Genomic DNA, 20526 nt, shown 5'->3' with positions numbered 1-20526 from the left:
TTTTTTAGCAGCTTAGTTGCGAAGCGGTTTGCCAGTTTTCAACATATGCTTAATACGCTCTTGTGTTTCATCATGATGCAACAATTCTAACAACGCATCACGCTCTAATTTGAGCATCCAATCTTCGTTAACAATGCTGCCAGATTCTACCGTGCTACCACACAATACTTTTGCAATTTGCTGACCAATTAAGTATTCGTAATCCGTGATAAATTCACCTTCGCGTAAATTCACCAACATTGTCTGCATATTAGCAATACCTGCTTTGCCTAAAACAGCAAATGGTTCTGATACGGGGGGGGCATATCCAATGCTGGCTAAATTTTTTGCAACCTCAAGTGCAACAAAGAGTAATTCATTTTCATTTGCACAAATAAAATCACTCTCTTCTAAATAACACAATTGTTTTGCTTCATTGGCACTTGCAGAAACTTGAGCTTTTACGATTTGCTCAAAGAATTTGCCAACAGGCTGATCTAATCGACAATAACGAGAAATTTGATAAGCTTTACGAGCAAGTTCTTTAGTGCCTCCACCTGCCGGCAACAAACCAACGCTCACTTCAACCAATCCAACATAGCTTTCAAAAGCAGCCACTCTTCGTGTTGCATGCATTGCAATTTCACAACCACCACCCAATACCAAGCCTTTTAAAGCACATACTGTTGGTATGCTGGCATAACGCAGCATCATTGCTGTTTTTTGAAATTCTGTAACAGCATGTTCAAGCTTATCGTATCGCCCCACCTCTAGTGCCTCTTTTACTTGCACTAGATTAGCACCCACACTAAAGTCTGCCTCTTTATTTTGCCAAATGACCAGCCCCTTCAAATCTTTTTCTGCACGCAGGATGGCTTCTTGGGTGCCTATTAAAACCTCATCTCCAATACAATTCTTTTTAGATTTAAAACTTAAAATACCGATCTCTTTATCACGTGTCCACAAACGCACGCCTTCATTTTCATACAAAGTATCCCCATCCATGTGTTTTTCTGTTAAAACCCTATCTGGGAAAATCTGACGTTGATAAACAGGATTATCTGAACGTGGTTCATATTGATCAGAATGCGGATCATAGGATTGACCTTGATGATAAGCACCCGTAAAAGTAGCCTTCGTTGCCCATGCAGGTAGAATTGCCTCAATGGCTTCTTTATCCTGCTTTTCAGCACTGATCTGATTAGCTATTTTATGCCAATTAGCGGACTGCCATATCTCAAAGGGACCTTGTTCCCAACCATAACCCCAACGCATTGCTAAATCGACATCACGCGCCGTATTTGCAATTTCTTTTAAGTGGTATGCACAATAATGGAAGAGATCTCTAAAAGTTCTCCATAAAAACTGGAGTTGCTTATCATTCGATGTGCTCATCATTGAAAATCGAGTTTCCCAGCTCTTTTCTTTAAAACAATCTTTCACTGCTTGGCTTAATTCTGCATGAATCTTACGATATTGTTTGTCATGCGCGTCAAAAACACGAATTTCATCTTTCTCTTTTTTATAAATACCAGCTTTAGCTTTTTGCCCCAATGCGCCTTTTTCAATTAAGCTTTGAACCCAATTAGGTAATTTAAAACGATTAGACCAAGGATCAGCTTCCAATTGTGTGCTCATCGTTGTAACAACATGCGCTAAGGTATCTAAGCCCACTACATCCATTGTTCTAAAAGTCGCACTCTTCGGGCGCCCAATCAGCGGGCCTGTCAATGCATCTACCAAATCGGGAGATATATTCAGCGATTCAGCATGGTATAAAACAGACAATAAGGAGAAAACACCCACTCGATTTCCAATAAAATTGGGAGTATCTTTGGCAATAATGACACCTTTACCCAATCTTGAAACCAAAAACGATTCTAATTGAGAAATAATATCTTGGCTGGTGGATGAATGCGGTATAATCTCAACCAACTTCATATAACGTGGTGGATTGAAGAAGTGAATACCACAAAATTGATTTTGCAATACCTTTGGCAAACCATCTTTTAATTGTTCAATACTAAGTCCCGATGTATTACTTGCCAATACAACTTTATCATTTAAATAAGGAGATATTTTTTTATATAGATTTTTTTTCCAATCCATTCTTTCTGAAATTGCTTCAATCACCAAATCACATTGCTTTAAAAGCTCTAAGTGATGATCATAATTAGCAGGTATAATGCGCTGTATAACAGTCGCAGCACCTAGAGGTGGTGGTTTTAATTTCTCTAAACTTTTAATGGCATTTTCAGATATTGCATTTGGCTGATTTGTATCGCCTGCCAAATCAAATAAAATGGTTTGAATACCTTGATTTGCAAGGTGGGCAGCAATTTGAGCACCCATGACACCAGCGCCTAAAACGGCTGCTTTTCTAACCAAAAGTGATTTCACACTGAACTCCTTTTAAATATACTGAGTAGAATTTCTATGTTTATATCTATGCGTATTTGTCTTTCGCAGTGATTAGAGATAATTTTTATAGTAATGGTGGACACGCTTAACGCTTTATCCACCCTACATAATTGTAAAATTAGTTTCTGCCAATGAACGAAGTGAATAATTCTCTTCCCTTGTTATCAAGGGAAGAAGCTCGCTTTAGCGAGTAGATGGATTTTCTAAACTTAATTTTAAAAATCCTTCTCGCACCTAACCGGTGCCTCTTTCTTTGATTACAAAGAAAGAACATTGATTCGCAAAGCTCATCAATCCGGAAGCATAAAATTAAACTGCGAAGCGTTTAGGCAACAGCTCCACTTTTCTGCCACCCTTCATCTGCTGCAAAGCGATTGCCATAACGAGATTCTAGATCTTCCAACTGTTTCAGCATTCTCTCTTCTCCTTGGTTACGAATATAATTCATTGGACCACCTCTAAAAGGTGCAAATCCAAAACCAAAGATGCAGCCCGCATCTAGCAATTCGCTATTTTCAACAATCCCTTCTCTGAGACAAGCAACCGCTTCATTTAATAAACGAAACATTAAACGATCCGTTGTATCTGATGGCATGCTTTCTGATTTAGAAATTTTGGGCTTTTGACATTTACCATTCTTGTAATGATAGAAACCTTTGCCTGTTTTGCGTCCTAAATCACCGCGTTTTACATAGTCTCTTAATTTTTCCGGCACCTTAATATCTAAGAAGCCAGACATTTTTTCCAATGCATTTAAACATACATCTAAGCCAACCGTATCTGCCAGCTCAATGGGTCCCATAGGCATACCAAAATCAACAGCCGCTTTATCAATCATAGGCCCTGAAATACCTTCTTCTAATAAAGCAACCGCTTCTAACATGTAAGGGAACAAGATACGATTTACAAGGAATCCTGGTGAGCTTTTAACAGGTAAAGGTAATTTGTCGATTTTTTTGACAAAGTAGACCGCATTTTCAATGACTCTTTGCACTGTATTTTTACCATGAACTACTTCTACCAATGGCATTTTTGAAACGGGATTAAAGAAATGTATGCCAACTAAGCGCCCCGGTTTTTTCAAAACACTGCTTATCTCTTCCAATGGTATCGTAGAAGTGTTGGTCGCTAAAATAGCCTCTGGTTTCGCTTGCTCTTCTAGCATTTTGAATAAATTTTGTTTTGCTTCTAGTTTTTCAGTAATTGCTTCAATAATCACATCTGCATGCGCAATACCATAACCTTCTACATCAGGATTCAATCTGTCCATCGCGGCTTGAACCAAATGCTTTTCTTTGAGTATTTTTTGCGCAAGATCATAAGCACGCTTGATAGCGCCCCCAATAAACTGTGGAGATTGATCTTGCAAGGTTACCTTTAAGCCTTTTATTGCACACCAAGCAGCAATATCTCCGCCCATCACGCCCGCACCCACAACATGCACATGATTCACAGAAAAATCTACACCGCGTGCAAGCCCTTTTAGTTTTTCTTGCATGAAAAATACTTTCACTAAATTTTTAGAGGTATCTGAAACCAATAAACTACCAATAGACTCAGCCTCTTTATGCATAGCTTTATCAGCATAAACATTGTAATTAATCCAATTCTTAACAACTTTAAAAGGTGCTGGATAATGTTTTTCTTTGATTTTCTTTTTAAGCTGCGCTCTAAATAATTTTCCTAAGATAGGTCTCACCCATTGCACATTCTGTAATTTTATAAACAAAGAAGGTTTTGACTGCTTTGGTGGATTTAAAGCATAAACAAGCGCCGCTTGTTTGAGTAATCTTTTAGGCACTGCTTCATGAACAACACCTAACTTTTTAGCAACTTTGGGTCTTAAATTCTTGCCTGTTAAGATAATGTCCATCGCTGTCATAGCACCTGTGAGTTTGGGCAAACGCACTGTGCCGCCCCAACCTGGATGTATACCTAATTTTACTTCCGGTAATCCCAACTTCGTTTTGCCTGAATCTTCAGCAATACGGTAAGTACAGGCAAGTGCTAATTCTAACCCTCCCCCCAAACAGAAACCTGAAATCAACGCAATGGTTGGAATAGGAAGATTTTCTAATTTATTAAATATCTCTTGACCTTTTTTAATTAACTGTGTCGCTTCATCCGCACTGCTTAATTGCTTAAACTGGGAAATATCTGCCCCAACGATGAAACCTGTCTTTTTCCCAGATTGAATAATAACCGCTTTGGCTTGTTTTTTTTGACCAAGCAAATTGAGAATGTGATCAAATTCTCTTAAAACTGGCTCATTCAAGCTATTTACAGCACTATCGCTTCTGTCTAAGGTAAGCCAAGCAATATCTTGGTTATCAATATCTAATTTCCAATGTTCGTATTGTCCCGTCATATTTTGTTCCATTGTTAAACCCCAATTACGCGTTCGATCAATATGGCACCACCTTGCCCCCCACCAATGCAAAGACTTGATAATGCTCTTTGTTGGCTACGTGCTGTCAGCATTTTAGCAGTGTGACATACCAATCGTGCACCCGATGCGCCTACAGGGTGCCCTAATGCAATTGCACCACCCTCTGGATTCAATCTACTCTCATCAAAGTCTCCCATGATATGATCTAATCCTAATTCTTTTTCACAATAATCTTTATCTTGCCATGCTTTTAAGCAAGCGATTACCTGAGCTGCAAATGCTTCATTGATTTCCAAATGATCAATATCTTTTAAACTCAACTGTTGGCGAGTCAAGATAGGTGTCATTGCATGAACAGGTCCTAACCCCATAATACTGGGATCTAAAGCACCCCACTGAATATCAACAATTTTAGCCAATACTGGCAAGTTATATTGTTTAATGGCTTCTTCACTTGCCAAAATAACCCATGCAGCACCATCTGTAATCTGTGAGCTATTGCCGGCTGTAATATTTCCAAATTTATCAAAAACAGGCTTTAATTTTGCTAGCTTATCAATACTGGAATCAGCACGCGCACCATCATCAAATTCATAAACCGAACCATCATTACCATATAATGGGATAATTTCATCTAAATCTTTATTTTTCTGAGCTTCGATAGTGCGCTGATGGCTTTTGACAGCAAAGGCATCCATTTGTTCGCGCGTAATATGAAAGCGATAAGCAAGCTCTTCAGCGGTTTGTCCCATGTTTAAATTGACAACCGGATCTGTTAAGCCTTTTAAGAGTGCAATAACAGGCACTAGATATTGTGGTCTGAATTTTAAAAGTGCTTGTAATTTCTTACCCATTGTTTTTGAGCGCTGTAATGCTGAAATCCATAACACCATTTGTTTGTTAAACAAAAGAGGGGCACGACTCATGGCTTCTGTACCACCTGCCAATACAAGATTAGCACTACCACTCGCTATACTTTGAAATGCACAATCCACAGCTTGCAAACCAGATGCGCAATTTCGTTGCACAGTCCAAGCAGGCATATGTTTGCCACACCCTAGTCTTAAAGCAATAATTCTTGCGATATTGGCTTCTTCTTCACTGGGACCAACACAGCCAACAACGACTTGATCGAAATCCTGTGCGCTAAAAGGCTGTCTGGCCAATAATCCCCGCCCAGATTGTACACCTAGATCAGCTGCTGAAAAGGGTCCAGGCTCGCCTTTAAATTTTAAAAATGGCGTACGTGCTCCATCTACGATATAGACTGTTCGTCCGCATGTTGTTTGCTTTGGTTGTTGCATATTTCACTTCCTAAAGGGTAGTCAGATGGAAATTCATCTACAGCTATTGCTTTTACACGAAGCTGTTCATACTCTTCTACAATATTCACTTCATGCTGTGTCAAAATATTTTTAGCCATCGCAGCTTGTAATTGTGCTCTTAATGACAAAGAACGATGAATATTGCCCGCTTTAACTGCTTGAGCCAACTTTTCTAAAACTGGCTTAGCAATTTGTAACTGCTTAAAAGTTTCTTCAATTAATCCCATAGGATCTTCTAAATCACCAATGTAGCATAATTGAGAAAAATGTTGCCTAATTGGGGTTTCAATCAAAAGTTTTTTAGCCACTAGATGAGATAATTCATCATTTGGTTTAGAAAACCTTCGTCCATAGGGAAAAATGACCCATCGCATTAATCTGCCAAGCAGTTGATTGGGAAAGTTTTCAAACAATCCATAATAAGCTTCTTGGCATTGATAAAGGTTATGTTGTAAGCCCCAATGTAAAAGATTTCTTTCTTCAGCACTTTTTTCACCGTCTTGATAATATTTTAAAAGTGCAGAGCTTAAATATAAATGGCTTAGCACATCGCCTAAACGCGCCGATAATAATTCTTTTCGCTTTAAAGCGCCCCCCAAGGTTAACATCGCAATATCAGATATCCATGCCAAACTGGCACTTAACCAATTTAATTTCTGTAAATAGCATTTAATATCTTGCTTGGCTGTGAGCTCTGTTACTTTCCCCAACGTTAACGCCAAGGTAATTGATCTTACAAAATTTGAAATGGCATACCCAATATGCTGGATACAAATTTTATCAAAATGTTTTAAGGCCAGCTTTTGATCGTCTTTATATGCATCTAAGACTAATAATTCATCTTTCAAATAAGGATGACAACGTATGGCACCTTGTCCAAATATCATCAAACTGCGCGTTAAAATATTAGCACCTTCTACTGTGATAGACAGTGGCATTGCTTGATAAGATACACCTAGATAGTTCGAGGGTCCCATCATAATGGCGCGGCCACCATGTATGTCCATGGCGGCATTATTCACTGCACGAGACAATTCTGTCATATGATACTTTGCAATGCTCGTTGCAACCGCAGGACGCTCTTGCAAATCAATAGCCTGTGCTGTAAATACTCTAGCGGCATCTAACTGATAAGCAAAGCCACCAATACGTGCCAACGCTTCTTCTACACCTTCAAATTGACCAATTGCTAAATTAAATTGTTTACGAATGGCAGCATAAGCACCTGTTGCAACATAAGACAAGCTTGCAGTACCTGTACTTAAAGCGGGCAGAGAAATACCTCTACCGACAGAGAGACATTCAAATAACATTTGCCATCCCTTACCTGCCATTGCCACACCACCAATAATCCAATCTAATGGTATAAATACATCTTTACCACGTATGGGACCATTCATAAAAGCTAATCGCAGTGGATGGTGTCTTGCCCCAATCTCAACACCTGGGTGAGAAGCAGGAATGAGTGCTAAAGTGATCCCTACATTGGTATTCGTACTCAATAAATGTTCTGGATCATAAAGTTTAAAGGCTAAACCAACTAAGGTCGCAACGGGCGCTAAAGTGATGTAGCGCTTATCAAATTGCAAAGAAATACCAACTATTTCTTTGCCTTCAAAAGTACCCTTACAAACAATGCCCTGATCAGGAATGCTGCCTGCATCACTACCTGCTTCTGGCGCTGTTAAGGCAAAGCAAGGTATTTCTTTTCCCGAGGCTAAACGTGGCAAGAAATATTGCTTTTGTTCTTCTGTGCCATAATGAATCAATAATTCACCAGGCCCTAGCGAGTTTGGTACCATCGTTGTGACTGCTAAACTTACACTCTTTGTGGCAAGTTTAGCGATAACACTTGAATGCATGAGAGCAGAAAAGCCCAGCCCACCATATTCCTTTGGAATGATCATGCCAAAAAATTTATTATTTTTCAGATAATCCCAAACCTCCTTAGGCAGATCAGCTTTTTCATGCGTAATTTCCCAATCATTCACCATGCTACAAAGCGTGCGAACTTCATTATTAAGAAATGCTGTTTCATCTTGAGTCAGGGTAGGCTTTGGCATGTTCCATAGTTTTTGCCAATTTGCTTGTCCTTGAAAAAGCTTGCCCTCCCACCACACGGTACCAGATTCAATCGCAGCTTTTTCAGTATCACTTAAGGGTGGAAGATTTTTTTTGAAAAATTCAAATAAAGGTTTGGTAATCAGTTGTTGTCTTACAATGGGTAACCATGCGATAAGAAGGCTAACAATTGCGACAGGCCATAACAACAGACTTGCCCCCCATGACAAACTACCAATATATTGTGCATCAGCAAGCAATATAATAAGTATGGGTGACCATATCAGCCGTGATAATCGAAAGTAGGCAACAGAACCTAATAAAATAATGCTTAATGTGAGTAATAGTAGCATGCTCATGTGTGATCTATTCCTAAGCCTATTATTTTTTCACTTTTTCCATTTTGATGAGAGACTCACTTTCCAAGCATTTTCGCAAGCGCGAAGACTATACAAGTCGAAAAACAAATGTGTGTCTCATAGCTAAACGCAGCACCTCAAGACGACCGCTCTACTTTACAACCCTTTTAGCTCCTTTGCACGAATGCCTTCGGAACAGCCCTGAAACGAGTTGTGTGGCTTCATCATTTTAGGATTTACAATAGTTTATTTTTAGTTATTATTCCAGATGACTTTTTCTTTATACAGTGCTATCGTTTAATTAATAAGTGCATTTTACAATGCCATTGCTCCACAACCATTGATAATCAGGGGAGATAAGGTTATGCGTCACAGTCACCAACCTTATGTTGGAAAATGGTATAGAAATCATGATATTAATAACATATTTGAGGTTGTTGCCTCAGATGATGATTCTGTTGAAATACAATATTTTGCTGGGGAAATCGAAGAATTAGATCTAGATACCTGGTACGATCTTGATCTCAAACAAATACCCGCCCCGGAAGACTGGTCAGGCCCCTTCGAGTTAAGTCACGATGATATGGGTTATTCTGATGAAACCCTACACCCTGAAGACTGGTCAGGTCCATTGGCTGAACTCGAACCAGATGACGACTACTAACGAATAGGCACTTTTTCTGACAAAGAATTAGTCTTTCTCTATTGATATGAACAGCTCTTTTTGTCCACACTTACACTGTATGCAGTACTCTTATATCTTAGTTATAAGCAAGCTTAAATTAGCCAAAAAACTAATTTAAAATTGAAATTTCGAAACCCGTATCTTTCACTGTGTTGAGTGCAGCATGTATAAAACACAAGTACAAGGGATTACTCGCAGTAATTGGGTTTTAGGCGAGGCGCCAAGCAACGAGCGACCGGAGTTTACAGTTGGTAAATGAGGAGCGCGAGTGTGCGCAGGCAACAAAGCATAAAACACAAGTACAAGGAATTACTCGCAGTAATTGGGTTTTAGGCGAGGCGCCAAGCAACGAGCGACCGGAGTTTACAGTTGGTAAATGAGGAGCGCGAGTGTGCGCAGGCAACAAAGCATAAAACACAAGTACAAGGAATTACTCGCAGTAATTGGGTTTTAGGCGAGGCGCCAAGCAACGAGCGACCGGAGTTTACAGTTGGTAAATGAGGAGCGCGAGTGTGCGCAGGCAACAAAGCATAAAACACAAGTACGAAGAGTAAAAGGGTTTCATCAGGTAGTAAAGCGGATTGGCGAACCCCTTTTAGGGAAGCTATACTAAATCTGTGCCTTTAAACAGGAAAAAAACGCTATGCCTACAAGCTCATCTACACAAGCAATCTCATTGACACGTCGTCAGTCTGAAGTGTTACAAGTAATAAGGAATCATATAGAGCAAACAGGTGCGCCTCCAACGCGTGCAGAAATTGCCAAAACATTGGGATTTCGCTCAGTCAATGCGGCAGAGGATCATTTAAAAGCTCTAGCACGTAAAGGTGCGATTTCTTTAGCACCTGGCACTTCTAGAGGAATACAGTTAGCCAAGGAATTTGGTATTGGTTTACCCATTATTGGAAACCCTACTTCTGATGGCCCATTATTCTCTGAACAGAATATTGAAGCCCGAATGAGAATCCAAAATGAGTATTTCACACCAAAACCTGATTTCTTACTTAAAATTCATGGCTTAAGCTTAACCGCTGCAGGCATAAAAGACGGTGATCTTTTAGCAGTGCATGCAACAGATAAAGCTGAGAATGGAAAAATTGTTGTTGTAAGAGTAAATAATAAAACTGTGGTAAGACGTTATTTTCGCCATGGTGATCAAATTGAACTAAGAGCTGAGCACCCAGATTATTCTCCCATTTTCGTCAATACGACAGTACAACCTGTAAGTATCGAAGGAATTGGTGTTGGCGTTATTAGAACAGCCTCTATTTAAGAAAGGTCTCGAAAATTTTCAATTAAGGCGTTGTAAGTTTCAAACGCCTTTTCTTTTTTTTCCCAGTTATTCACAGTGGGTTCTTTGACATAGGCTTCAACTGCATTTGCGTAATCACGGTACAACTTGTCTCGCACATCCGAATCCATCCAATCCTCTACTTTAGCTACTGTATTTACTTTAGCCATAGACGCTCCATATCGGATTTTTCAAGCCTTATTTTAATAGTAATTTAATTCCTACGATATCGCAAACCAAATTAAGACAATATCTGAATGCTCCAACCAAAATTTTTATATTGCTTTGTTATTCAATGGTGACTGTGCTGGCTAGTACATTATTACGATCTTAATAAAATACTGATGAGTGCAACGAATCATTTTCTCATATACAAGTATGTGTTTTGGTGCGAAGCACCCTACGCCCACTTTGTAATCAAAGGGGGCAGCCGTCTGCGGCGGGGGATTTCCAAAATAAAGATTTAAAAAAATCCATCTACTAGTTAAGTCTCTTCCTTTAACTTCAAGAGAAAAATCATTCACTTCGTTCATTTTTAAAGACTTAAAAAATTCTGTAGTATCTTCTTACCTTCTTGAGTCAAAATAGATTCTGGATGAAATTGCACGCCAATCACTGGGTGTTGTTTATGTTGTATCGCCATGATCAAGCCTTCTGCATTACTTGCAATCACTTCCAAACAATCTGGCAATTGCTCAGAAACAACTAAGGAATGATATCGCCCTACCGTCAAAGGATTCGGTATGCCATCAAAAATACCGCTTTCTTTATGAAAAATAACATCAGACTTGCCGTGCACAGGCTTTGGTGCACGTATAACCTCACCACCAAATGCTTCTGCAATCGCTTGATGGCCTAGACATACTCCTAAAATAGGCATTACTCCAGAGAAGCAAGATACACAACTCATCGAAATACCCGCTGATTTTGGCTCACCTGGCCCAGGCGACAATATAAGATGACTGATAGGCAATGCTTTGATTTCTTCAATACTGATTTCATCACAACGTTTTACTAACATCTCAAACCCCAGCTCCACAACATATCGAGCTAAGTTGTATACAAATGAGTCATAGTTATCAATTAAAAGTATCATAATTCTTTACTGCACTTAGTTATTTACAAACTTTGATAATAATAACAGATACTACAAAAAATTAGGATTATAAAACTGCAAAATCTCATTGATGGAAGAAGCATACTTCATATCCTATGCTTACTATAACAAGAGAGGATAACTGTATATTTATTGATTGGCATTCGATATAACAGATATGTTATCACCTTATTAATAACATTAATTATTTATAAAAAAACTACTATGGCAAACAAACTGAGTTTATCGGTCAACTTTATTTTATTGCTGATATTTTCAATGTCCTGTGCACATGGTAGTGCGCAAGATATCACTTCAATGCGTCAAAATTTTATAAAAGCAGAAACACTTATAACTGAGAATAAATGGCAAGAATACGAGCGACTCAAACCCAAACTTATCTTGTATCCACTTTACCCTTACCTTATTTACAAAGAACTTAAACAGAAAATCCAAACCCGCCAAAAACCATCTATCACCTATGAAGAAATTTTGCAGTTTGAAAGAGCAAACCCTGATTTTCCTTTTCGAGATACATTGAAAACAGCTTGGGCAAGACAACAATCAGAAAGCAAAAACTGGGATAATGTCATTAAACTTTATCAAGATGGAAAGAATCTCAAAACAACTGAAGATGAATGTTATTATTTACACAGCCTTTACCAAACGCGAAATGATTCTTATATTCTCACTAAAATTGAAGCACTCTGGTTCGTAGGTCACTCTCAACCCAATAATTGCAATATTCTTTTTACTATTCTCAAAACAAAAGGTATTTTAACCACCAAAGACACAATAGAACGTATAAAGTTAGCTCTCGCCAGACAAAATTATAAATTAGCTGAATTTTTAGTATCATCCTTACCGCCTACTGAAAAAAGATGGGCAGATAAATGGATGATATTTGTCCATGCTCCAGAAAATATTTTTGATCAAAAGAAGCTTAAAGCAGCTTTTTTTCCAGAAAATATTAAGACAGAAGTCCTAACCACCGCACTACAAACATTGGCCAGAAAGAATCCAGCAAAGGCGTTAGAATGGTGGAATGCACATGAACGAAATTATCCATTTTCCAAAGAACAAAGCCAAAGAATAAAAAGAGACATTGGTGTATTTCTTTCACATCAGAAAACAAACACCGCCTATGCATATATCAGCCGCCTCCCTGAAGAAAAACTGGACACGGTTGCAAAAGAATGGCGTATTCGACTCAGCTTATTTGAAGGAAAATGGTCAGATACCTTAAAATGGATCCGTGCTTTACCAGAAGCAGAAAAATCAAAACATATTTGGCGCTACTGGCAAGCAAGAGCTATGGAATCATTAGGATCGAGTGAAAGCGCAAAAGCTATTTATCAAGAGGTTGCTACTTACAGAGGTTATTATGGATTCTTATCCAGTTTAAAACTAGCTCAACGCCTTACTTTAAATAACCATAAATTCAATGTTTCTACGAGCACGCTGGAAAGCCTGAAACGTCTTCAAACCGTGCAACGTGTAGAAGAATTGCTGGCACTGGATAGAACACGTATTGCGCGTGTCGAGTGGTATCAGCTTACAAAAAATACGCCTGATTTGCAGCTCTTGCATTTAGCACATTTGGCTTTTACTAAAGGTTGGTATGACCTAAGTATCCTTGCACTGACTAAATCTGAATATAAGGACGATATTTCATTACGATTTCCACTTGCACATCAAAAACCTATTTTATATTACGCACAAAAGTTTGATTTAGATCCAGCATGGATATTTGCGTTAACACGCCAGGAAAGCGCTTTTTTTCACAACGCAATATCGCCTGTTGGCGCAAGAGGACTCATGCAACTCATGCCCGCAACAGCAACGTATATAGCAGAGAAACACAATATTAATATTCTTTCTTCGCAACAGTTATTTTTACCAGAGAAGAATATTGAACTGGGTGCAACCTATTTAAAATATCTGAATGACAAATACAATAAACACCCCATACTCGCAACTGCCTCTTACAATGCTGGCCCCGGCAGAATAAAAAGATGGATGCCAAATCATACAATGGATGCTGACATATGGATTGAAAATATACCTTATGCAGAAACCAGAGATTACGTTAAAAACATAATGACATCTACAAGCATTTACCATGAATTACTCGGACATCCAGAAAAACTGAGCACTTATATGCAACCTATTTCAGGGAAAAACTAGAGGATTGTTTCATATGATTCACCTTCAAAAATCTTCCTTACAGGAAAAAGATCTTTCTCAGTATGAACAACTTATTCCTATCTACGAGGCAATCTCTAAAGGTATTATTCAATTAAAATATTTCAGCTTTCAGACCTTTGAAGAAGGTCGAAACACCGCACAATTTATATCAAACTTATGCCCCAATCCACTGAAGGCTGAGGCAGGATTAAATGAATTATTTATGAATGCCATTGAACATGGAAATTTAGGCATTACTTATGAAGAGAAAAAAAACATACTCACGAAGAACAAGTGGCTCAACACGGTACATGAAAAACTCTTTTTAACTGAAAATCGTAACAAAAAAGTTAAGGTTATTTTTGAAAAAACACTTGATGCCATCACTATCTTTATTAAAGATAATGGAAAAGGCTTTAATTGGAAAGATTTTTTATCTCATCACAATACGCTCAACTACAATGGTCGAGGTATTATGATTGCTAGGCAATATGCTTTTGATGAAGTGGATTATAATAATCAAGGGAATGAAGTGACCTGTCGGATTTATAATGTTTAGCGAATTAAAATAATTCTTATTGTAGGGGACGACCATTGTGTCGTCCCAAATTTCCAGTTCAGATTCGGGACGACACAATGGTCGTCCCCTACAATGGCTCTATACAAGGTTCATTCAATTACGAAGGCTATTTAAATTTCCCAAGTATGACCGTGATTTAATACCTCTTCTAACGATATTTTTTTGTCTTGTTTTGCTTTATCAATATGATTTTGTATTTGACCATCGAAAGTAGGTCTTTCTTCTTGATAAAAAATGCCGATGGGGACAGGGACATTGGGATCTTTGATTGACGCTAATTGCACCGCCATAGCCAAATTGGACTCATACACTGTAATACTTTCTAAATCTTGTTGAGATTCAATTTCTTTCACTTCTATGCCATGTGGGTGCACAATTAATCCACGTTTACTATCTTTGCCAAATAATAAGGGCTGGCCTGGTATTAAGGTGATGGTATTTGCGTCTCTTGCACCTTTGTCTCTGATACTATCAAAAGCACCATCATTAAAAACATGGCAATTTTGATAGATTTCAATAAAGCTTGTGCCCTGATGCTTCGCTGCTTTTATCATAATATCTGGCAACCCCACAGCATCTATATCAATGCCACGTGCCACAAAACTGCATTGTGCTGCCAAAGCAACCATAATAGGATTTAAAGGAGACTCAATTGCCCCAAAAGGCGAAGACTTGGTTTTAAGACCTACTTCGGAAGTTGGCGAATATTGACCTTTGGTTAGGCCATAAATTTGGTTATTAAATAATAAAACCTTTACATTTACGTTGCGGCGCATGAGGTGGATTAGATGATTAGCCCCAATACTCAAACCATCGCCATCACCTGTCACAAGCCAAACTTGCAATTCAGGTTTGGCCAATTTTATACCTGTCGCAATACAAGGTGCACGACCATGAATAGTATGAAATCCATAGGTGCTTAAATAATAAGGAAAACGACTGGCGCAACCAATACCAGACACAAATACAAAATTTTCTTTAGGTGTATCCAATTGAGAAAGCACACGTTGCACTGCTTTTAAAATAGCGTAGTCACCACAGCCCGGACACCACCGCACCTCTTGGTTACTCGCAAAATCTTGTGGGTTGAGCATTGGCTTTTGAAGATGTAGCTTTTTTTCATTTTGCATAATAATAACCCACTAAGACAATGCTGGCGCAAAGAATTGAGATAATCTATCTACTAATTCTTGAACCAGAAAAGGCTTACCTTGAATTTTTGAAATAGAGACTGCAGGTACTAAGAATTGTGCACGAATAAGTTGGCAGACTTGTCCATCATTTAATTCAACAACAAAAATATGCTTAAATTGCTTCAAATACCCTTCCAACGCTTCTTGAAAAGGATACAGAGACAATAAAGATACATAGCTAATAGAATGGCCTTGCCGTTGCAATTGTTGTACAGCTGTCAATGTCACACCATAGGTACTACCCCAACCTATAACAAGCACATCACCACTGTCTTCCCCAATTAATTCTAAGGAAGGTAATAAAGTTTGTACGCGTTTTATTTTTTCTCTTCTTAAACGAACCATTTGCTCATGATTTTGCGCACTGTAACTAATTTCACCCGTAACATCTTTCTTCTCAAGTCCGCCAATACGATGCTCAAGACCAGGTGTACCAGGAATCGCCCAATTTCTTGCCAAAGTGTCTAATACTCTTTTATACGGAGCAAAATTCTCACTCTCTTGATGGTAGTGAATTTCTAATGTATCAGCCTCTAACTGCTCACTGCTAGGAATTTTCCAAGGCTCAGCACAATTTGCAATATACGCATCGGATAATAGTATAACGGGTGTCATATACTTTACTGCGATTTTAAAGGCCAATCGCACCATATCAAAACAATCACCGGCTGATTTTGCTGCCAATACCGGCACAGGACACTCGCCATGTCGGCCATATAATGCTAAAAATAAATCTGATTGCTCTACTTTGGTTGGCATCCCTGTTGAAGGTCCTGCACGCTGTACATCAATAACCACCAAAGGCAACTCAACCATCACTGCCAAGCCAAGGGTTTCACCCATCAAATCAAGCCCTGGACCACTGGTTGCCGTTAAAGCCAGTTCACCCGCAAATGCAGCCCCAAGTGCTGCACCCACTGCCGCTATTTCATCTTCTGCTTGGAAAGTTTTTACACCCATATGAGGATATCGTGCCATCTCATGCAAAATATCGGAAGCAGGTGTAATAGGATAACCACTCATAAAGAGTGACTGTTGATTCTCATCTGCTACAGCAAGGCATCCCAGCACAATAGCTTGATTACCTGTTACTTGTCTGTATTTACCTTTGGCAAGTTCTGCCTTTTCAACGGAGTAATACTCTGTAAAAAGCTCAGTCGTTATTGCATAGTTATAACCAGCTCTTAAGGCTTGTATATTGGCAGCCAACAGATCAGGTTCACTTTTAAATCTGTGTTGAATCCAATTTTTAGTCGGCTCTAATGGTCGATTGTATAGCCAAAACAATAAACCCAATACAAACATATTTTTGCATTTTCTTGCTTTGGAGCGAGATAAATCTATATTTTCCACACTTTTGAGTGTCAATTGCGTCAAAGGTATCGCAATGATACGAAATTGCTGCATTTCAGGTGCCAGCAATGGATTTTCACTAAAACCAATTTTCTCATATTCTTTTTTAACAAATTTATCTTCATCAACCAGTAAAATGCCTCCCTTCTTCAAAGCACCTATGGTTACCGTAAATGCAGCAGGATTCATTGCCACCAATACATCAAATTGATCGCCTTGTGTATAAATGGAATGCGAAGAAAAACTAATCTGAAAGCCTGAGACACCTGCAAGTGTCCCTTGTGGTGCACGTATTTCTGCAGGATAATCAGGAAAGGTTCGAAGATCATTTCCAGCAATAGAGCTGGCTTCGCTAAAACGCATGCCTAATACTTGCATACCGTCACCCGAATCCCCTGCAAAGTGGATGTCGACCTGGGTTAAGGCCTTGCGATTAGACTTGGCTTCAAGTATGGTTTTTTCAAAAGTAGGCATATGTTTTTAAGTGGTTAAAACTAAAATTGAGTAAATCATGTGATACTATACCATTTTAGTTGGTTATACCAGACAGTCATAAACAATTAACTAACTCACTTATAAAATAAGCGTGGAGACAAGGAATGCGTAGGGTCATTTTTAACCAAAAAGGCGGTGTAGGAAAATCGACAATCACCTGCAATCTTGCTGCTATCAGCGCCGAAAAAGGGCTAAAAACACTCGTTGTCGACCTAGATCCACAAGCAAATTCAACGCAATATCTCTTAGGCAACAAAGCCAATCTCTGTAAGCCAACCTTAGCGGACTATTTTAATGAAATCTTAAATTTCAACTTTAGCTCATCTCAGGCACAAAATTATATACACGCAACGCCTTTTAAGAATTTATACATATTACCAAGCTGTCATGAACTTGAATTTTTAATGACAAAGCTGGATACACGACACAAGATGTATAAATTAAGAAATCTACTCGATCAATGTGGCCACTTTGATAATATTTTTATGGACACTCCGCCAGCCATGAATATTTTTACTCAGTCTGCCTTAATTGCAACGGATACCTGCCTTATTCCCTTTGATTGCGATTTATTCTCTCGTAATGCCATCTACCATCTCTTTAAAGGTGTGACAGATATTAGAGAGAAATACAATAAACATTTACGTGTTGAAGGCGTTATTGTCAATCAATTTATGCCACAAGCAAGCTTACCCAAAAAATTAGTCGATGAACTTATCAATGAAGGCTTACCCATCATACCAACCTATTTAACCTCAAGCGTCGTGATCCGAGAATCACATGATAGTGCGCTACCTATGATTCACTTTGCTAAAAAACACAAAATCACGACTGAATTTTTAAGAATCTTTCAAACCCTTCAAACTCGCGAGATTACGCAACCTGATGCCTTTCGCTCATGCCCTAAAGTTGTAGAAAATCCTGATAATTTTATTGCGCAGCATGATTTTTCCAATTCTCCCAATGCACTTGAAGAAATTGAAGAAGAAAAAAACGTTTTAGAAACAGCTGATTGTTAAGCTATGTATGAATAAAATAATCTACGCTTGCACAACCTTCTTAAGTGCTTTTTTAATTTTTATTATCCAACCCGTCTTGGCCAAAAGTCTACTTCCCTCTTTTGGTGGCTCTGTCTTTGTTTGGGTAGTGTGTATGCTGTTTTTTCAAGGTGGCTTATTACTCGGTTACACTTATGCCTATTTGCTTTCTAAACAAAGCTTCAAACTTCAAGTTATTGTACATTGCTGCATGTTGGCACTGTCTTTTTATTTCATCGATAATACTTTACCAAGTTCACTGACCGATTCTCAACAGTGGCCACCTCTCATATTAATGCAATTACTCACGATCAAAATTTTGCTGCCATTTGCCCTACTTTCTTCGACAAGTCCCTTATTGCAAAGTTGGTACTGTCAGATAAAAAGAACTGATTTTCCTTATTATTTTTATTCTATTTCAAATGCAGGTTCTCTCTTAGGTTTATTTTGCTTTCCTTTTGCTCTGGAATGGTGGCTAAGATTAGATCAACAAATAGCGGGTTGGAATATCTTATACTTTATCTTTGCTGCTTTGTGCACCTTATCTGCCCTACCCTTACTTGGACTAAAATCTAAATACGTTGAAAAAATAGACACAATCACTGCTGCACCGAATCATAAAACTATATTACTATGGCTGGGGCTTACCACACTCAGCAGTGCTTTTATGTTGGCCAGCACTAATTTTATCTTACAAAATATTATTAACATGCCTCTTATTTGGATATTGCCACTCTCACTCTATTTAGTAACTTTTATAGTGACTTTTGCTAAGCCTAAGCAATATAACCGAAACTTCTGGGCGCTCTCTATTGGGATATGGATTTTATTATTAGCATGGTCTATACACAGTAATGCAATTGTAAATAACTTCTTAAATGGAGTCACTGTTGTTCTAGCTTTACTCTATTCTGTATGTATGCTGTGCCATGGAGAATTAATTCAACGCAAACCAAGTACACAATACTTAACCTTATTTTATTTAATCATGTCACTCGGTGGTGTGCTGGGCGGACTCTTCGTCACACTGGGCGGCTATTGGCTCTTTAATGATTTATGGGATTTCTATATTCCCTTTATTATAATTGCTGGTATCAGTACATATATATTATATAAGCAATACGCTACAACACAGCATAAATGGGATTTATTTGCTATATCATGTAGCGTGCTTAGCCTATGCGCTTTTGGATTAGTGCATCTGGAACCTATGTTTAACAATCATATTCATCTCATAACAAAAACCAGAAGTGCTTATGGTATCATCAGGGTAGAAGATGTCCATTCTGTAACGCACCCAGATAATAACCATAGGCGCTTAGTACATGGGCCAATCATACATGGTAAACAATTTCTAGCTCCTTTCCATAAAAATATCGCGACCACCTATTATGGCAAAAAATCTGGTATAGGTTATTCCATTCATTTTTTAAGAAAACGCACCCCTTCTTTAAAGATAGCTGTTGTAGGCTTAGGCACGGGTACTATTGCAGCGCTGTGTAATAGCAAAGACCAGATAGATTTCTATGAAATAGACTCTAAAATGCTATCCATTAGCCAAACTTATTTTAGTTTCATTCAAAATGCAAAAGTCAAAACAAATTTTTATTTAGGTGATGGCCGAATTGAAATGCAGGAAATATTAAATCAACTTGGATCACAACAATATGATTTGATTGCCCTTGATGCTTTTAACGGCGACTCCATTCCTTTTCATTTAATCACTGTGGAAGCACTAGAACTATATCGACAACATTTAAAGCCCAATGGCATCATTGCCTTTCATACTTCAAATAAATTTATTGATCTAAAGCCAATCACTCAAGCGCTCGCGCAACACAAATCACTCTGGCATTTCTGGGTAGAAACAGCTGGAGAGCTTAAAAAAGGTACATTACCCTCTACCTGGGCATTGCTGTCTCGCGATCCTGAATTAGCGCCTTGGCTCTATAAAGTCGATCACTCAATCAGTTTATCCCAGAAAGCGAAAAGCTCTTTACTGTGGACAGATAAAGAAAATAGCATGTTGCCACTTATTATCTGGAATCCACCTAATTAGAAAATTTTTAATGTTC

General features: G+C 38.4%; 13 protein-coding genes and 1 pseudogene. 6 read left to right on the top strand and 8 right to left on the bottom strand.

What is annotated here, in order from left to right:
* Positions 1–12 precede the first annotated feature (12 nt).
* The 4 genes from CC99x_RS03790 to CC99x_RS03775 form a co-directional block, all read right to left on the bottom strand.
* A complete protein-coding gene (locus CC99x_RS03790) occupies positions 13–2379 on the bottom strand; it encodes a 3-hydroxyacyl-CoA dehydrogenase NAD-binding domain-containing protein (RefSeq protein WP_077065474.1) in 2367 nt (788 codons plus the stop codon).
* A gap of 346 nt (positions 2380–2725) precedes the next feature.
* Complete coding sequence (locus CC99x_RS03785) at positions 2726–4780, bottom strand: 3-hydroxyacyl-CoA dehydrogenase NAD-binding domain-containing protein (protein ID WP_057625252.1); 2055 nt, start codon at positions 4778–4780, stop codon at positions 2726–2728.
* 2 nt (positions 4781–4782) lie between these two features.
* On the bottom strand, positions 4783–6093 hold the full coding sequence (locus tag CC99x_RS03780; RefSeq protein ID WP_057625253.1) for an acetyl-CoA C-acetyltransferase: 1311 nt from the start codon (positions 6091–6093) through the stop codon (positions 4783–4785).
* A complete protein-coding gene (locus CC99x_RS03775; RefSeq protein ID WP_077065475.1) occupies positions 6045–8534 on the bottom strand; it encodes an acyl-CoA dehydrogenase in 2490 nt (829 codons plus the stop codon). Before CC99x_RS03775 ends, CC99x_RS03780 begins: the two co-directional genes overlap by 49 nt.
* Before the next feature lie 364 nt (positions 8535–8898).
* Here CC99x_RS03775 and CC99x_RS03770 point away from each other — a divergent pair, with 364 nt between their 5' ends.
* Both CC99x_RS03770 and lexA read left to right on the top strand, forming a co-directional pair.
* A complete protein-coding gene (locus tag CC99x_RS03770) occupies positions 8899–9198 on the top strand; it encodes a DUF6763 family protein (protein ID WP_057625254.1) in 300 nt (99 codons plus the stop codon).
* Positions 9199–9862: 664 nt separating this feature from the next.
* Positions 9863–10492 (top strand): transcriptional repressor LexA, encoded by a 630-nt coding sequence (gene lexA, locus CC99x_RS03765; protein ID WP_057625255.1) that lies wholly within the window; start codon positions 9863–9865, stop codon positions 10490–10492.
* Here the strand turns inward: lexA and CC99x_RS03760 are convergent.
* Together CC99x_RS03760 and CC99x_RS03755 are read right to left on the bottom strand one after the other, a co-directional pair.
* Positions 10489–10680 carry a hypothetical protein gene (locus tag CC99x_RS03760; RefSeq protein ID WP_057625256.1) on the bottom strand — a complete coding sequence of 64 codons (192 nt, stop codon included), beginning with the start codon at positions 10678–10680 and terminating at the stop codon, positions 10489–10491. The two genes, lexA and CC99x_RS03760, sit on opposite strands and share 4 nt — an antisense overlap.
* A 365-nt stretch (positions 10681–11045) precedes the next feature.
* On the bottom strand, positions 11046–11606 hold the full coding sequence (locus CC99x_RS03755) for an anthranilate synthase component II (RefSeq protein ID WP_057625258.1): 561 nt from the start codon (positions 11604–11606) through the stop codon (positions 11046–11048).
* 225 nt (positions 11607–11831) lie between these two features.
* On the opposite strand from CC99x_RS03755, the gene CC99x_RS03750 reads away from it, so the two are divergent.
* On the top strand, positions 11832–13793 hold the full coding sequence (locus tag CC99x_RS03750) for a transglycosylase SLT domain-containing protein (protein WP_141651927.1): 1962 nt from the start codon (positions 11832–11834) through the stop codon (positions 13791–13793).
* A gap of 13 nt (positions 13794–13806) precedes the next feature.
* Entirely contained in the window at positions 13807–14352 is a 546-nt protein-coding gene (locus tag CC99x_RS03745; RefSeq protein WP_057625260.1) for an ATP-binding protein, read from the top strand.
* A 131-nt stretch (positions 14353–14483) separates the two neighbouring features.
* On the opposite strand, the gene CC99x_RS03740 is transcribed toward CC99x_RS03745, so the two are convergent.
* Both CC99x_RS03740 and CC99x_RS03735 read right to left on the bottom strand, forming a co-directional pair.
* Positions 14484–15503, bottom strand: a complete 1020-nt coding sequence (locus CC99x_RS03740; protein WP_057625261.1) for a 2-oxoacid:ferredoxin oxidoreductase subunit beta — start codon at positions 15501–15503, stop codon at positions 14484–14486.
* A gap of 12 nt (positions 15504–15515) precedes the next feature.
* The gene (locus CC99x_RS03735) at positions 15516–17393 is read right to left on the bottom strand and encodes a 2-oxoacid:acceptor oxidoreductase subunit alpha (protein WP_057625262.1); all 1878 of its coding nucleotides are present in this window, start codon (positions 17391–17393) and stop codon (positions 15516–15518) included.
* Positions 17394–17518: 125 nt separating this feature from the next.
* Between CC99x_RS03735 and CC99x_RS03730 the strand changes: the two are divergent.
* Both CC99x_RS03730 and CC99x_RS03725 read left to right on the top strand, forming a co-directional pair.
* Positions 17519–18274: pseudogene (locus CC99x_RS03730) on the top strand (ParA family protein); the annotation flags it as partial.
* A 166-nt stretch (positions 18275–18440) separates the two neighbouring features.
* Positions 18441–20510, top strand: a complete 2070-nt coding sequence (locus CC99x_RS03725; protein ID WP_057625263.1) for a spermidine synthase — start codon at positions 18441–18443, stop codon at positions 20508–20510.
* Positions 20511–20526 lie beyond the last annotated feature (16 nt).

The sequence above is a fragment of the Candidatus Berkiella cookevillensis genome, from assembly GCF_001431315.2.
GTDB classification, from domain to species: domain Bacteria; phylum Pseudomonadota; class Gammaproteobacteria; order Berkiellales; family Berkiellaceae; genus Berkiella_A; species Berkiella_A cookevillensis.
Note: the sequence above shows the minus strand (reverse complement) of the source record. Positions and strands in the feature narration are given on the sequence as shown.

Bases quoted from the DNA above. Each gene is read 5' to 3' on its own strand.
- CC99x_RS03725 (WP_057625263.1), top strand. From the start codon at position 18,441: ATGAATAAAATAATCTACGCTTGCACAACCTTCTTAAGTGCTTTTTTA.
- CC99x_RS03755 (WP_057625258.1), bottom strand. From the start codon at position 11,606: ATGATACTTTTAATTGATAACTATGACTCATTTGTATACAACTTAGCT.
- CC99x_RS03745 (WP_057625260.1), top strand. From the start codon at position 13,807: ATGATTCACCTTCAAAAATCTTCCTTACAGGAAAAAGATCTTTCTCAG.
- CC99x_RS03735 (WP_057625262.1), bottom strand. From the start codon at position 17,393: ATGCCTACTTTTGAAAAAACCATACTTGAAGCCAAGTCTAATCGCAAG.
- CC99x_RS03740 (WP_057625261.1), bottom strand. From the start codon at position 15,503: ATGCAAAATGAAAAAAAGCTACATCTTCAAAAGCCAATGCTCAACCCA.
- CC99x_RS03780 (WP_057625253.1), bottom strand. From the start codon at position 6,093: ATGCAACAACCAAAGCAAACAACATGCGGACGAACAGTCTATATCGTA.
- lexA (WP_057625255.1), top strand. From the start codon at position 9,863: ATGCCTACAAGCTCATCTACACAAGCAATCTCATTGACACGTCGTCAG.
- CC99x_RS03775 (WP_077065475.1), bottom strand. From the start codon at position 8,534: ATGAGCATGCTACTATTACTCACATTAAGCATTATTTTATTAGGTTCT.
- CC99x_RS03760 (WP_057625256.1), bottom strand. From the start codon at position 10,680: ATGGCTAAAGTAAATACAGTAGCTAAAGTAGAGGATTGGATGGATTCG.
- CC99x_RS03785 (WP_057625252.1), bottom strand. From the start codon at position 4,780: ATGGAACAAAATATGACGGGACAATACGAACATTGGAAATTAGATATT.
- CC99x_RS03750 (WP_141651927.1), top strand. From the start codon at position 11,832: ATGGCAAACAAACTGAGTTTATCGGTCAACTTTATTTTATTGCTGATA.
- CC99x_RS03770 (WP_057625254.1), top strand. From the start codon at position 8,899: ATGCGTCACAGTCACCAACCTTATGTTGGAAAATGGTATAGAAATCAT.